The 13,891-nt window shown below is 64.6% G+C and carries 13 protein-coding genes and 1 tRNA gene; 5 read left to right on the top strand and 9 right to left on the bottom strand.

The annotated features are described in order from the left end of the window. The first annotated feature begins 21 nt into the window (after positions 1-21). Positions 22-2,178 carry a (Fe-S)-binding protein gene (locus EDD29_RS40575; protein ID WP_246053259.1) on the top strand — a complete coding sequence of 719 codons (2,157 nt, stop codon included), beginning with the start codon at positions 22-24 and terminating at the stop codon, positions 2,176-2,178. A 148-nt stretch (positions 2,179-2,326) separates the two neighbouring features. Here the strand turns inward: EDD29_RS40575 and dcd are convergent, their stop codons facing one another. Beyond that, a complete protein-coding gene (dcd, locus tag EDD29_RS40570) occupies positions 2,327-2,908 on the bottom strand; it encodes a dCTP deaminase (RefSeq protein WP_123669454.1) in 582 nt (193 codons plus the stop codon). Positions 2,909-2,994: 86 nt separating this feature from the next. Between dcd and EDD29_RS40565 the strand changes: the two genes are divergently transcribed. Further along, positions 2,995-3,068, top strand: a tRNA-Gly gene (locus EDD29_RS40565). Positions 3,069-3,465: 397 nt separating this feature from the next. After that, the gene (locus tag EDD29_RS48270) at positions 3,466-3,876 is read left to right on the top strand and encodes an Imm32 family immunity protein (RefSeq protein WP_123669453.1); all 411 of its coding nucleotides are present in this window, start codon (positions 3,466-3,468) and stop codon (positions 3,874-3,876) included. 248 nt (positions 3,877-4,124) lie between these two features. Here the strand turns inward: EDD29_RS48270 and EDD29_RS40555 are convergent, their stop codons facing one another. The 8 genes from EDD29_RS40555 to EDD29_RS40525 form a co-directional block, all read right to left on the bottom strand. Continuing rightward, positions 4,125-4,460: a helix-turn-helix domain-containing protein gene (locus EDD29_RS40555; protein ID WP_123669452.1), complete on the bottom strand. Its 336-nt coding sequence runs from the start codon at positions 4,458-4,460 to the stop codon at positions 4,125-4,127. Continuing rightward, positions 4,457-4,828: a type II toxin-antitoxin system RelE/ParE family toxin gene (locus tag EDD29_RS40550; protein ID WP_123669451.1), complete on the bottom strand. Its 372-nt coding sequence runs from the start codon at positions 4,826-4,828 to the stop codon at positions 4,457-4,459. The genes EDD29_RS40555 and EDD29_RS40550 overlap by 4 nt, the downstream gene beginning before the upstream one ends. A 1,240-nt stretch (positions 4,829-6,068) precedes the next feature. Further along, positions 6,069-6,374 carry a DUF7677 family protein gene (locus EDD29_RS40545; protein ID WP_123669450.1) on the bottom strand — a complete coding sequence of 102 codons (306 nt, stop codon included), beginning with the start codon at positions 6,372-6,374 and terminating at the stop codon, positions 6,069-6,071. Positions 6,375-6,936: 562 nt separating this feature from the next. Beyond that, positions 6,937-7,314 (bottom strand): hypothetical protein, encoded by a 378-nt coding sequence (locus EDD29_RS45100; protein ID WP_148086257.1) that lies wholly within the window; start codon positions 7,312-7,314, stop codon positions 6,937-6,939. A 1,039-nt stretch (positions 7,315-8,353) separates the two neighbouring features. Further along, entirely contained in the window at positions 8,354-8,563 is a 210-nt protein-coding gene (locus tag EDD29_RS40535; protein WP_123669448.1) for a helix-turn-helix domain-containing protein, read from the bottom strand. Further along, entirely contained in the window at positions 8,560-9,078 is a 519-nt protein-coding gene (locus EDD29_RS45095; protein WP_148086256.1) for a hypothetical protein, read from the bottom strand. Before EDD29_RS45095 ends, EDD29_RS40535 begins: the two co-directional genes overlap by 4 nt. Positions 9,079-9,660: 582 nt before the next feature. Further along, positions 9,661-10,794 (bottom strand): relaxase/mobilization nuclease domain-containing protein, encoded by a 1,134-nt coding sequence (locus EDD29_RS40530; protein ID WP_123669447.1) that lies wholly within the window; start codon positions 10,792-10,794, stop codon positions 9,661-9,663. Continuing rightward, on the bottom strand, positions 10,791-11,207 hold the full coding sequence (locus tag EDD29_RS40525) for a plasmid mobilization protein (RefSeq protein WP_170201759.1): 417 nt from the start codon (positions 11,205-11,207) through the stop codon (positions 10,791-10,793). Before EDD29_RS40525 ends, EDD29_RS40530 begins: the two co-directional genes overlap by 4 nt. Positions 11,208-11,669: 462 nt before the next feature. Between EDD29_RS40525 and EDD29_RS40520 the strand changes: the two genes are divergently transcribed. Both EDD29_RS40520 and EDD29_RS40515 read left to right on the top strand, forming a co-directional pair. Next, positions 11,670-12,134 carry an ATP-binding protein gene (locus EDD29_RS40520; protein ID WP_170201758.1) on the top strand — a complete coding sequence of 155 codons (465 nt, stop codon included), beginning with the start codon at positions 11,670-11,672 and terminating at the stop codon, positions 12,132-12,134. 120 nt (positions 12,135-12,254) lie between these two features. After that, complete coding sequence (locus EDD29_RS40515) at positions 12,255-13,652, top strand: NsdA family TPR-like regulatory protein (RefSeq protein ID WP_123669444.1); 1,398 nt, start codon at positions 12,255-12,257, stop codon at positions 13,650-13,652. Positions 13,653-13,891: the final 239 nt, after the last annotated feature.

The raw sequence follows: 13,891 nt of genomic DNA, 5'->3' as shown, positions 1-13,891 counted from the left end.
GTACCCCAGGAGGACGGAACAGTGTTCCTGATCACATTGATCATCGGGCTCGCCGGAGCGGCGGTCGCGCTAGCGCTCGCCGGGAAGCGCGTGCTCTTCCTCGCCAAGCTGTTCAAGAGCGGGCAACCCGCTCCGGACCGCGTGGCGAGCGTCAAGCGCGACCCCAAGGGCGACGTCGAAGGACAGGTCACCGAGGTCCTCGGGCAGAAGAAGCTGCTCAAGTGGACCGTGGCGGGGCTCGCCCACTTCTTCGTGATGTGGGCCTTCTTCCTGCTCGCCACCGTGTACCTCGAGGCGGGCATCGCGCTCCTGTTCGGTCTGGAGACGCACGTCCCGATCCTCCAGACGTGGGGTCCGATCGGGTTCATCCAGGACTTCATCGCCGTGATGTGCGCCCTGGGCCTGCTCACCTTCGCGATCATCCGCTTCAAGAACGCGCCGAAGACCAAGGGCCGCAAGTCCCGGTTCTTCGGATCGCATCTCGGCGGCGCCTGGGTGATCCTGTTCATGATCTTCAATGTGGTCTGGACGATGTTCTTCTTCCGCGGCACCCTCGCCGCGCTGGAGACCGTCACCGGCGAGCACTACTTCCCCTTCGGCAAGGCCGCCTTCGGCTCCTACGGCGTGGGCCTCCTGCTCGACGGGTTCTCCGAGACGACGCTGAAGGTCCTCGCGTCCATCGGGCTGCTCCTGCACATCGGCGTCGCGCTGGTGTTCCTCGTCATCGTGGTGAACTCCAAGCACCTGCACATCTTCATCGCGCCGCTGAACGTCATGTTCAAGCGCCGCCCGAACGGCCTCGGCGCGGCGATGCCCGTCACCAAGCCCGACGGCACCCCGCTGGACTTCGAAGAGGCCGACCCCGACGAGGACCTCTTCGGCCGCTCCCGCATCGAGGACTTCACCTGGAAGGGCTTCCTGGACTTCGCGACCTGCACCGAGTGCGGCCGCTGCCAGTCCCAGTGCCCCGCCTGGAACACCGAGAAGCCGCTGTCGCCGAAGCTGCTCATCCTCGAACTGCGCGACCACGCCTTCGCCAAGGCCCCTTACATGCTCGCCACCGACGAGCAGAAGGAGGCCTTCACCGACGAGCAGAAGCTCGCCATGCAGGTCGACAAGCCCCTCGTCGGCGAAGACGGCGTCATCCACCCCGACGTCCTGTGGTCCTGCACCAACTGCGGCGCCTGCGTCGAGCAGTGCCCGGTGGACATCGAGCACATCGACCACATCCTGGACATGCGCCGCTACCAGGCCATGATCGAGTCGTCCTTCCCGTCCGAGGCCGGCGTCATGCTGCGCAACCTCGAGAACAAGGGCAACCCGTGGGGCATGGGCGAGATGAAGCGCCTCGAGTGGATCGAGGAGCTCGACTTCGAGGTCGAGGTCATCGACGAGAAGATCCCCGAGGACGCCGAGTACCTGTTCTGGGTCGGCTGCGCCGGCGCCCTCGAGGACCGGGCGAAGAAGACCACGAAGGCCGTCGCCGAACTCCTGCACACCGCGGGCGTCAAGTTCGCCGTCCTCGGCCCGATGGAGGCGTGCACCGGTGACCCGGCCCGTCGCCTCGGCATGGAGTACCTGTTCCAGGGCATGGCCCAGCAGAACGTCGAGACGCTGAACGACGCGGGCGTCAAGAAGATCGTCGCGACCTGCCCGCACTGCTTCAACACCCTCGCCAACGAGTACCCGCAGGTCGGCGGCCACTACGAGGTCGTCCACCACACGCAGCTGCTCGCCGACCTCGTGGACAACGGCAAGCTCGTGCCGGTCACCGCGATCGAGGAGAACATCACCTACCACGACCCGTGCTTCCTGGGCCGTCACAACAAGGTGTACAAGCAGCCGCGCGACATCATGGCGAAGGTCCCCGGCGTCAAGACGCAGGAGATGCACCGCTGCAAGGACAAGGGCTTCTGCTGTGGCGCCGGCGGCGCGCGCATGTGGATGGAAGAGCGCATCGGCAAGCGCATCAACACCGAGCGCGTCGACGAGGCCCTGGAGACCAACCCGGACACCGTGTCCACCGCCTGCCCCTTCTGCCTCGTGATGCTCGGCGACGCCATCAACGAGAAGAAGAGCTCCGGCGAGGCCAAGGAGTCCCTGGAGGTCGTGGACGTGGCCCAGCTGCTCCTGAAGTCCATCAAGGGCGAGCCGGCGGTCGCCGCCGCGGCTGAGTGACCCTGAGCCCACCGCGGCGCCCGTCCCCCTTCTTGGGGGGCGGGCGCTTCGCTTTTCACGTCGCTGCCAGGGTTTTCCCGTACCGGAAACGCGAAAGGGGAGCCTCGTGGGCTCCCCTCTTCGCTCTTCGTTCTTTGCCCGCGCCGCGTCAGTCCTTGATCTCGGTGCGGTGGAAGTTCAGGTAGGACCGCGACGGCGTCGGCCCGCGCTGCCCCTGGTACCGCGACCCGTATTTGGCCGACCCGTACGGGTGCTCGACCGGCGACGACGTCCGGAACAGGCACATCTGCCCGATCTTCATGCCCGGCCACAGCTTGATCGGCAGCGTCGCGACGTTCGACAGTTCGAGCGTCACATGGCCGGAGAAACCCGGGTCGATCCACCCGGCCGTCGCGTGGGTCAGCAGGCCGAGCCTGCCGAGGGAGCTCTTGCCCTCCAGGCGCGCGGCCACGTCGTCGGCGAGCGCGAACACCTCGTACGTCGACGCCAGCACGAACTCGCCCGGGTGCAGGATGAACGGCTCGTCCTTGTCCACCTCGATGAGCCGCGTCAGATCGCTCTGCTCCTCGGCCGGATCGATGTGCGGATACCGGTGGTTCTCGAACACCCTGAAATACCGGTCGAGCCGCACGTCCACCGAGCACGGCTGGACCATGCCCGGATCGAACGGTTCGATCCCGACCCGTCCGGCTTCCACCAGACCCCGAATATCCCGATCAGAGAGCAACACCCGCCCAACGCTACCGCCCCCCGCCCCCTCTCCCACCACCCCCCGAAACCTGCTAACCTGCTCCCGGTGGCCTCAACCCCCACCACGCGGATGTAGTTCAATGGCAGAACTCCAGCTTCCCAAGCTGACCACGCGGGTTCGATTCCCGTCATCCGCTCCACAAAACCCCAGCTCAGCCCCCTGAGCCGGGGTTTTTTCATACCCCCCCAAGATCATTTGTCACCCGTTTGTCACCCAGACACCCCAACCCCAGCCGTCATCCGGCACCCCCAACCACTCCGATCCGGCAGACCACTGACTCCATGCGGTGAGCCCTGGCAGATCGGATATCCCAGCCTCATCAGGCAAGCGAGGCACTCGACAAGAGCGGCACCTCATCAGAGCGGGGTCTGAGGGCGGCGCTGGGACTCGGATGAAGACACCAGTGCCCTCAATACCGCTGACAGCCCCGACCCTCACATCGCCGTTGACTACCCACAGGGGCAGCCGTCACCTCGCTGTACAAGCCCACCAAGCCCCTACGGGATCCCCCTCAGCCAGCCTCACCAGGAACTTCCATGCCGCAGACAGACACCCTGACCATCTTGTGCTTCCCGCCTACAGGCGAAGTGGACCTCTCTGGAACCAGAACGGCTCTCCAACTGCTGGCTGCCAAGCTCGCTCTTGGTACAGGGACAGTGCAGGCCGAAGACATCGACACCGACTATGGGCAAGTAGCTCTGACTCGGATCCATGTCTTCGTCGCTCAGGCACCGGTCACCATCACGGCAAGCCTCACCGACCGCTCCCTGTCTATCGCGGGAGCCATGAGCAGCTTGCGAGGGCTGGCCCAGGAGATCAACGAGATCGCGGACCTGGCCGACGGCGCCCACTTCCACATCGAGCACTACCCGGATCACCCTTACCTCGCCGAGGGCTCACAGCCCCTCGTGGTCAACAGCCCTCACGGAGGAATGCCGGCCCGCTAGTACTCCAGCCGGTGCGCCCAGAGATCATGGAGGTGATTGTCCAGCGGTCATGACCTGATCGGAAGCTCGTCGTCGCCTGCCGGTGTCAGTCCGGTCCGGGCAATTGCCAGGGAGCCCGGTAGCAGGCTGGCGGCTTGGTCTGGAAACGGGCCGGGTCGGAGCCTCCAACCTACTCGGGGTGACCCAGCGGAGGTGTGCGGGATCTTGTGGTTCGGCGTGGTGTGCGTGGGCTGTGGTGTGGTTGCAGGTTAGGCGGCGTCGGTGTCGGTGCCGCGCAGGATGTACAGGTCGTCGCCGAAGACCGCGGAGATCTGGAGGTGGCCGCCGAGGGCTTGGACGTAGCGGGCGATGGCGTCGACGGTGGAGACCTCGCCGCGTTCGATCTGGGAGACTCGGCCCTTGGTGACGCCCATCCGGTCGGCGACATCGCTCTGGGTCAGGCCGAGTGCGGTACGGCGTTCGGCGAGCCGATGGCCGTCGATGTAGGACTGGTTGCGCTTACGGGCCTCGGCCACGGCCTGTTCTCCGCCGGCCTCGGTGACGATGTCGGCTCGTACATCACTCCACTTGGGAAAGTTCGTCATCGCTGCCCCTCCTCGGCCTCTCGTTCCTTCACGTACTCGACGTACAGTTCCTCTGCACGCGGGATGGCCCGCCGGTACCAGCCGGTCCAGTCGCCGGACTTGTCCCCGCCGACCAGGAGGATCGCCGACCTCCAGGGGTCGAAGACGAAGATGATCCTCACCTCGGAACGGCCCGCCGAACCAGGCCGCAGCTCCTTCAGATTGTGGACCTGTGAACCCGTCAGCCGATCGACCAGCGGTCGCCCCAGCGCGGGGCCGTCTTCGGCGAGCCTGTCGATCGCGTCGACGACTTGCGCCTTGGACCTGGCGTCCAGCGTCCCGAGCCAGCCCAGGAACTCGTTGGTGACGCGGATCTCCCATTCCTCCACAGCGCGAGTTTAGCAAATCCTCTACCTGTGCAGCCGCCAAGCACACGTTGTTCGGGCGGTCGAGGTCGCGCTGGAGGCGCCTGGAGCTTGAGCGCGCGTGTCATTAGCGTGCCATTAGGCAGGGTGATCAAGGGTCAGCAGGAGACATCTGCGGGCGGAGCCGCCCGCAGGTCAGGTGTCCTGCAACGGGAAATCCAGGCGATTCCCAAGCTGACCATGCGGGTTCGATTCCCGTCATCCGCTCCACCAACCCCCAGCTCAGAGTCATGAGCTGGGGGGTTTTCGTTCATGGGTCCCATATCATGCGGCAATCTCAGGTGCAAACATTTTGTTCTGTGTTCGATCTAGGGGATCCTGCCCCAGTCTTGAGGGAAGCCTGGACTAGGCTCAATGTTATTGTCTCCGAGCGCAATTCAATCGCGCATGGCGAGCAAACCCCCGATGAAGTTGGGCGCAGATATACCTACTCGGATATTCAGACTCTAGCGTCATCATGGGAAAATCGCTGGAGCGACTTTATTAACTGGGTTGAAGGTCAAGCTTCGGCTAGAGATTTCTTTCGGCATGCGAGATAATCCACGAATATGTCGACTAGTGCCGCACTACGATCGCCACGACGGAGTTGAGGCCGGCGGTTGGCTGGGGGCGATTGCTGCCGCACCGCTTCCGGTCCTCGTGGCCTAGCGGCCCCTCCGGTTCGGGTCGGCTTGCCATTGGGCAAGTGTCGTCGCAGGACCAGGTGTGCTAACGCGGTGCTAACAGCGGCACTGGATGGTTGTGGATCACGTATGGGGGCGAAAGGCTGCCGAGCAGGCGTCGAGGGCAGATTTGGATGTCCTGGACCGTAGCGATCTTGCTCGTGAACAGCCAATCGTCCACCGTGCACCACCCCAGCAGCAGCTCTGGCGGACAGCGCGGGCGTCCCGACTCAAACTCCGTGCATAATCTTCTGACCTGCTGGGTTGAGCCCGGGGCTCCGGGTCCCGATGCCGCTGCTCTGGCTTGTCCTCGCCTATCTGACCATGTTCGCAAGTGGCTTTATGTCCGCTCCTGAACAGAGGGAAGGGGAGGTGGCTATGAACTGGTGGTTGAGGTACATCAACCCTGCTGCTCTCGTCACTGGTGGCGTCCTCGTCAACTGGGCAAGCGAGGCAGCAGCATCGGGCTGAGCCCAGCAGGGGCTAGCTCTCACTGCGATGCCCTCGGCAGGTGAGTGGCGACCCGGGGACTAGCGTTGCTTTCAGGGGCTGGCTAGGCGGGTTTCCCACTCCTCGAAGGGTGGCTCGACGACGTAGGAGGGATCGCAGTAGCGGCGTAGCCACTGGGCCACTCGGTACTGGGCGTGGCCGTCGTCGACCAGGCCGTCTTCGTCGACATCCAGCACGTTCGTGTAGATGGTGAAGACCATTTCAAGCGTGGAGCCCGAGTCCAGCAGGGCCGGACGGTAGTCGATGCCGTCGAGCAGCTCAAGATCCAGGGTGCCGTTCGCCAGATAGAAGGCGAAGAACCGGATGCCGGCTCGGAGGTCCTCGGAGAGTTTGGCCACAACTGATCGTAGGCCGAATCGACGAGCTGGTTCGGGCACCTGAAATACGGAACCGAAGAGCAGCGGCAGGGCCCTGCCGAGCCGCGGGTATGCGGCGAGCAAGGGCGACGAGGTCCCAGAGGCTCCGCAGTTCAGGAGGCGTTGTGCGCAGCCGTTCCCAAACCGTGTGTCGATGGCTCTGACTACGGCGAGGAGATCTTGGACGGGAAGAACTGGCTGATTGAGTTCGAAGCGGGGGTCTCGCGACCCCAGTCCCCCGCAGGCCGGCGCACTCGCCCGCGCGAAACCATCTGTCACACCGTCTCGCCGTTCGCGCGGGCGAGCACTCCGGGACGAGCGCGGTGGGCGAATGGTCTGCGACGTTGCTAACAGGGGTGCTAACAACAGGGTTGGACAGCCTTGCACCAGGGTGGACGGGGCGGAGGATCCGGTGCAGGTCAGAAGACAGGTGCGGATGGTCTTGGACAGGGGTCTCAGGACTTTTAATCCGTAGGTCAGCCGGTTGTACGGTCGGGTGTATGGATGAGCCGCAGGATGGCAAATTCGATGAAGCATCGACTGATCAGTTATCAGCTGGCTCGATGATGTTGCCCTTATCGTCGATATCCATGATGATTTCGTGACCAGATTGTCCGTGGTAGTCGGACAGCAAGACCATAGCTGCAGACAAGGTGCGTTCTTCAGCATGCATACCTGCCTTCGTAAGCAGGTCACGTGCTGAAAAGGCCTCGATTGCGAAGCTTGCAAGCATCGGCTGATCGGCAGTTGCGTAGAGAGCCAAAATCTTTATGCAGAACCGAGTCAACTCATCAGCTCGCGGATGGGGTGAAGCGATGATCCTCTTGGCGACAGCAGCCACATTTTCATATGCGGGTCTCGGATTAAGCGATCGATGATCTGCGAGGTCCTTCGGCACTTCTAGCCAGAACTCGGCAGCCATCTCATCGATCCTCTGCCACGCAGCACCAACTAGACGCTGATCAGCCTTCGGAGACTTACGCCTGAAGATCGGCACGGTTGACCTTCCCTCGTAGGAGAGGCCGATCTTAGCCGACTTGTACATCTAAGGTATAGGGATAAAAAGATCTCGAAGACATGTCAAGCCAGGCAAAACGTGCACAATAAGACAAAACGTAACAATTACTCCGATCTGCTCGCTTAGCCTCGATCTTTTGATCTTGTTAGCACAGAGTGGTTCGGCTCAGGATGCTGGCGCATACGACAGCGGAAGGATTTCGTTGAGGCCGCTGCTCGTGCGCCCCCTCGAAGTAGCGGACGGCTTGGAGCATTGCCCCGCCGTTGGGTCCTTCGTTGCGGATGCGACGCGCGATGCAAGCGATCTTGTCCAAGTGTGGGAGAAGTCGCGTTAGCACCTGGGTGATTTGTTCGTCTATCGCCAGTTCAGGATCGCGGCATTCGAGCTTCCAAGCACGGCACACTGGCACCGCGGGACTTTAAGGCGACTGCCCTGGACGGGAACAGCATCTAGTTCGATACCGAGCCACGCCGGTCATATCGACGGACGCGGTCCGCTTGCTGAAGAGACGAAAGTAGACGTACTGGCACACCGGCACGCCCGAAGGCTACCGACCCTGCTGCTGACCAGGCCGTCCAGGTGGGCGACCAAGTGAGTGACAACCCAGGCGGACGAGGCTGGACCACAGGGGACCGTTGCGAGCTTCTGCTGCAGGTCGAAGCAGAGTCAGGCCCGTTGGGGATCTTGCATAGCTTCGTTCGGGACGAAGCGGCCGACGAGCTGGTTAGCCGAGTTCGAGGCGTGGGCCTTGCGGCCCCAGCTTTCTGCGGGTCGGCACTCGACTGGATGAATTGCTCTGTCAGACCGTGTGGCGCGAGAGCGTCTGGGCGCAGCCCTAGCATCGCGACCGGTCACCCGGTGAACACGATCGTATGGATGGGAAGACCTGTTAAGGAGGGGCTCTGTGCTCTCGCTTGGAAGGAGAGCACAGAGCCCGGTCATCCTAGGCGCCTTCGGGTGGGCTCATGAGCTTGAGCAGCTCCTTGAGGCTGACCTTGTAGCTGGCGCCGATGATGACTACATGGCAGGGGAAGCGACCTTTGCGGGCGAGGTCGTAGGCCTTGGTGCGGCCGATTCCGAGGATGCCAGCGGCCGTCATCAGGTCGATGAAGGGAGGAAGCGAGCCGAGGTCGTCGAGGGTTATGGATTTCATGCCTCGGTCCTGCCTCGGGGTCGGGTCGGCCGTCTTGGCGGCGGGTTGGTCGTGCGGGCAGAGATGAAGCCGGCGTTGCGGACGGCTTCGGCGGCGTTGTGGGGGAAGGCCTGGGTTGCCAGACGAACGGGTGAGAGTTCGGGCTGGGCGTTAACCGCGTTGATCGCGCTCTGGGCGTGTCCGAGCGTGTTCCCGAGGTCTCTTGCCACCGCTCCGGCCGCGCGGAGGCCGTCTTGCGCTCGCTGGATCTCCGTGATCGGGTTGTGTCCGAGATCGTGGCCGAGCCTGCCTGCGTTCAGTTCGTCGCCGAGGAAGCGGTCGAGCTGTTCGAGGGTTTGTCCCAGGCTGTGTACTGCCGCGGAGAGGTTGCCGAGGATTGTGTAGGCGGTTCCGGGATAGGTGAGGCCTGGGGGTCCGGCTGTTGTGTGGTTGAGGCGCCGGACGTCCTCGTAGATGTTGCGGGCGATCTGTTCGGTTTGGTCGTCTTCTGGCTGCGTGGATTTGTTGTTCGCCATTGCTGTGCACCTCCGGGTTCGTCGGTGCAGCGTGGCGCGGGGTGGCTACCGGGCGAGGCTTGGTGATACTCGCGTGTCGGGTCTCTGGTTCGTCGACTCAGCCATAGGCGCATCCTTTCTCTTCGACGGCTCCGCGCACTGCTGCACGCTTGTGCTCGCTGATCGAGCACTGCCGCTCCCATTACCCAGTGGATCGGCTCGTTACTCTTCGCAATTAAGGCTACTTTCTGGGAGCTCTCCTCTGGTCGCGGGAGGTGGGCGGTGTCTTGGATGCGGATCGTTCTCTCTGGGGCACCTGCGCTCGCGGAGGGGCAGGGAAGGACGCAGTGGCGAGCATCTCTGGAAGAGCTGGCCTCGCTCCCGTCGCTCCCGGCGAGGCGGTGTCTGCCATCTCCTTGAGTGCATGCGCTGCCTGTTGCGCGGCCATGGCCTGAGCGGCTCTGCCCTGGTGGGCTCGGTGCTGGGCGATTCGGTCGACGAGGTATGCCAGGTTCGAGAACAGTTCGATCCATGCGAGGGTCCGCTCGTAGGCGGTCCGGGCTTGGTGCCCCATCGTGAGGGCGAGAATTCGGCTTACGGCTCTCAGGCCGCGGGAGTAGGAGCCGAGTGGCGAGATTCGTCCGTGGGCTCTCGGCCGGCTCTGGCGTATAGGTCGGCGATGTCGGTCAGGCGGGGGTTTCCGGTTGTGTGGGCGACGGTGTGAAGGACGCCGGTGGTGGCTGCGGCGATGTCCGAGCGGACTTGTGGGCTGCTGCTCCACTGGAAGCGGTGGGCGGCCTGCATGACGGCTTGGGATGCTGCGCGGCACACGACCTCCCGCTCATGCGGGGTTCGTGCGGCTCGCGGAGAGGTGGACGGATTGGCGGGGAGCGCCGGATCGGACCACCTCTGGAGCAGCTTGGGGAGGCTGAGTTCTGGGGCGAGTCTGCCGCCGGAGAACCAGATCTGCTGTCCGTCCTTTGTGGTGTCGCCGGGCAGGCCGATCTTGTATCCGGTTACCTCGGAGGGGTTCCGCGTGCTGTGGCGCTTGCCGACCAGGACTCCGGCTTCGTCGAGGTGCGCGAAGAACTCCTCGGGGCTGGCCGCTCCGGTTGCCGCGGTCGTGGCTGCTCGGCGGAGGGTTTGGCGGGGTGGTTCTTTTCGGCCTTGACGTGCGGATTTCTCGTCTTCGGCCCGGGTGGCACGTCGATTCGCCGTCCTGTCGGCCGGTGCCGTCCGCCGCAATCCGTGGCTCTCCTCGGCGGCGGAGCATGCCTCCCGGACTTTGAGTCTGTCGTTCCAGAGCCGTGGCGTCCGGCCGTCTTCGCGGGCCAGGGCGGCGACGATGTGGACGTGGTCATCCGCGTGGCGGATCGCGATCCACCGGCATCCGGAACGATCCGCGTCGCGGATGATGCCCACGCGGCGAAGTGTCTCCCTGGCGATCTCGCCCCATTGCTCGTCACTCAGCCAGGGGTCCTCCGGAGCGGCTCGCAGCGAGCACTGCCACACCGGCTGGTCGATGGGTTTCACGGACAGAGCGGTCAGCGGCTGCCGGAGGAGGCTGATGAGCGGCCTGAGGTTCGGCGCGCCGCCTTCGGTGAGGGGTTCCAGTTCGGACGGAGGCCGGAAGCCGGCAACCACGTGGGGGTTCTCGTGGACGCTGCCACGCCCGGGTCCGTAGAGGTAGACGATCAGGTTTCCGACGTTCGACCCGCGCGTGATCTTTCCGATCATCGGCGGTGGATCAGCTCGTCCAGGCTCATGGCCAGCGAGTCCAGTCTTTGGAGGCTTCCCGCCACCAGCTCCAGACACCAGCCCAGCTCCGGCGGGCACTCCCCGGAGGCGTTCAGCCGAAGCGCGATCTGGTTGAGGTTCCCGCCGACTCGCCGGATCTGCCGGTTCCCCTCCATGACCTCCCGTAGCAAGGCCCGATCTGCCTCCCTGACGACCGGAGCGTCCTCGCGCGCCACCAGGAGGACCGCTTCGGCGGCGAAGAACGTCCGGGTCACCCTCTGGCGGCTGGCTGCTGCCGTGATGATCTCGTATTCGCTCTCGCTGAGCCGCAGGCACAGACACCTTCGTCGGGGCTCGTCCCCTCGCCGTCGATAGACCCTCTGGGTCGGTACCTCGTCGTAGCCGTCGGACAACACCGCACCCCCGGAGTCTCGTGGACCACGCTCGGTCCACACCCTTCGGGGCGATGTGGGCGAGCGCGCAGCGTCGCCCATTTCGTAGCCACGAATGCCTCATCTTGCACCCCGCGGAGCCATCCCGATAAATGACGCAGGAAGCCGCGGCCAGGCGCTGACGCCCGGCGAATGACGTGAAGTGCCGAAGATGACCGGCTGCTTCGGCGTGGACGTCTTCGGGTGTCTCACCGGGGCTAACTCACCCCGGGTCGGACGGGGACGGGCTACCACAACGCTACCGATCGCTCTAAGTGCACTAGTGCGCACTCAGCGCACCTCCGCATCGGGCACTTCGTTTCGCGTTGGATTAGGCATATCAGCCGGCCTGCGCGTCGATCCGAGCGAACCACGGTTCGGGGATCGGGCCGCTTCTCTCAGGCTGATCACAGAACTCAACTGCACCGAGACATGGAGTCGGTCATGCTCTGCGTGGATTCCCCGGAGAAATGGATCCGGGCGACGGGCCCGCTGTCCTGGCGAAGGACGTTCGTCGGAGCCAGAGACCAGGTTCCCCGGGCCAGGGCGTTCGTCGAAAGCCTGTTTCTGGGCACCAGACGTGAGGACGACGCAGGTCTGATCGTGACCGAACTCGTCAACAACGTCGTCCTGCACACGAGGTCGAGGGAGCCGGGCGGATGGTTCGGCGTCGAGGTGGTCATCGACGAGCTCGCCTGGCTCACGGTGACCGACCAGGGAGGCGCCGACCGCCCTCAGATCCGGCCCCAAGCACCGGTCGCGGAGGTCGACCTTGACGACCTGGGCCAGACCGGAAGAGGGCTCTTCATCGTGTCCGAGCTCGCGACCTCTCTCGATATCCAAGGCTGCCCCGTCCGCGGCCACACGGTCCGGGCGGTGTTGGACCTCCAAGCGCGACGATGCGAGTAGAGCGGAGCCCGGGAAGGCGAAGCAATCGGTAGCGTTCTGGTAGCGACCGTAGCTGAGCGCACACGGCCGCTCTACCGTTCGTCTCAGTAGGACTGCCGACGACGAACGACGGAGAAGCCGATGGGCGATGCCCACCCGCTGAGCGGGCTACTCACCACGCTGGGCTTCAGTGGAGACCGCTTCGCCCGCCGTCTCAACGCCGCCGCCGAGAGCCTGGGCCGCCCCGAGCGCATCCATCCGAAGACGCCGTACAAGTGGATGAGGGGCGAGATTCCGCGCCCGCCCTGGCGTTCGCTGGCCGCACATGTCCTCAGCCGGGAGCTCGGCCGCGCGATCGCCGTCACGGACCTGGGCTGGCCCTCCGACGAGATGGAGTACGTCTCCGCCATCGCGGGCCTGCACCTCACGTGGATGACTTGCGGAACCTTGCAAGTCGTGCAGACCGTCACCGACGCTAGCCCTATGGACCGGCGTACCTTCCTTCTCCTTGCAGGGTCCTCGCTCACCGCTCCCGCCCACGAATGGCTGATCGCCCACCCGGCAGAACAGATCGGCCGGAGATCAGGTTCGAAGATTCCGCTCGACGTCGTCGACCACCTCGACGAGATGACCGGCCACCTCCGCCTCATGGACGACAGAGTCGGCGGAGGCAACCTCCTCGACCTGGTCCTCCACCACCTCCGCTACGTCTCCACCCTCCTCAATGAGGGCCGCTACACCGACACGGTCGGCCGCAGACTCCACGCCACCGCTGGCGAACTCCTCCGCCTCTCCGGATTCCTCGCCTTCGACGCCGACCAGCACGCCCGAGCCCAGCGCTACTGGATCGCCAGCCTCCACGCCGCCCACACCGCCGGGGACCGAGCCCTGGGCGCCAACATCCTCGGCTTCATGTCCTGCCAGGCCAAAGACCTCAACCACAACCGGGAAGCCGTCGTCCTGGCCGACACCGCCCGAACCGGCTACCCCGGCACCAGCCCCAAGGTGAAGGCCATTCTGTCCCTCCGCCTCGCCGAAGCCCACGCCAACGACCGCACCACAACCCCCGCCCGCCGCGACACCGACACCCGCCGCTCCATCGACGAAGCCTTCGACGCCCTGACCGACACAGCCCCCACGACCAGCGACCCGGCGTGGAGCTACTGGATGACCCCGGCCCACGCCCACGGCCAAGCTGGCTACTGCCACCTGCGCACCGGCGACCACACCCGCGCCCGCCACCACCTGCGCCAATCCCTCCAGGGCCTCGATTACTCCCGAGAAGACGCCCTCCGCAACACCCTCCTGGCCACCACCTACATCCGCCAGCCCCACCCCGACCTGGAGAAGGCCCTCGCCCACGCGAACCAGTCCCTCACCCTGCTCCAAGGCCAGGTCGATTCGGCCCGCTGCCGAGGCCACCTATCCCAGCTGACCACCGCCCTCACCCCGTACCGAGCATCCCAACCCGTAGCGAACTTCCTTGACCGGGCCAGCTCCGTCCTCACCGCGGAACGCCCTCGGCCAGCGCATCGCTGACGCACGAGGGGCATGGAGGATCGACCGCTCGCACATGTAGATCTGATGTGCCCCGCTGATTCCGGACAGCTCTATTTGCGGTCAGTTCACGCTGAGAGCTGGGAGTTCAGGTACTCAGTGAGCGTTTTCCAGCAGCTTCTGAGGGGCTGTTGATCACGACCTGATTGCGTGCGGCGCGGTTGGTCGTGGACGTGAAGAAACCCCTGGTAGGAGAGGTGGTCTCTGACCTCCAACCGCCC

Origin of the sequence: Actinocorallia herbida (assembly GCF_003751225.1) — a bacterium.
In the GTDB taxonomy this organism is placed as follows: domain Bacteria; phylum Actinomycetota; class Actinomycetes; order Streptosporangiales; family Streptosporangiaceae; genus Actinocorallia; species Actinocorallia herbida.
Note: the sequence above shows the minus strand (reverse complement) of the source record. Positions and strands in the feature narration are given on the sequence as shown.

Bases quoted from the DNA above. Each gene is read 5' to 3' on its own strand.
- EDD29_RS48270 (WP_123669453.1), top strand. From the start codon at position 3,466: ATGCCGCAGACAGACACCCTGACCATCTTGTGCTTCCCGCCTACAGGC.
- EDD29_RS40555 (WP_123669452.1), bottom strand. From the start codon at position 4,460: ATGACGAACTTTCCCAAGTGGAGTGATGTACGAGCCGACATCGTCACC.
- EDD29_RS45100 (WP_148086257.1), bottom strand. From the start codon at position 7,314: ATGGCTGCCGAGTTCTGGCTAGAAGTGCCGAAGGACCTCGCAGATCAT.
- EDD29_RS40535 (WP_123669448.1), bottom strand. From the start codon at position 8,563: ATGAAATCCATAACCCTCGACGACCTCGGCTCGCTTCCTCCCTTCATC.
- EDD29_RS45095 (WP_148086256.1), bottom strand. From the start codon at position 9,078: ATGGCGAACAACAAATCCACGCAGCCAGAAGACGACCAAACCGAACAG.
- EDD29_RS40530 (WP_123669447.1), bottom strand. From the start codon at position 10,794: ATGATCGGAAAGATCACGCGCGGGTCGAACGTCGGAAACCTGATCGTC.
- EDD29_RS40520 (WP_170201758.1), top strand. From the start codon at position 11,670: ATGCTCTGCGTGGATTCCCCGGAGAAATGGATCCGGGCGACGGGCCCG.
- EDD29_RS40515 (WP_123669444.1), top strand. From the start codon at position 12,255: ATGGGCGATGCCCACCCGCTGAGCGGGCTACTCACCACGCTGGGCTTC.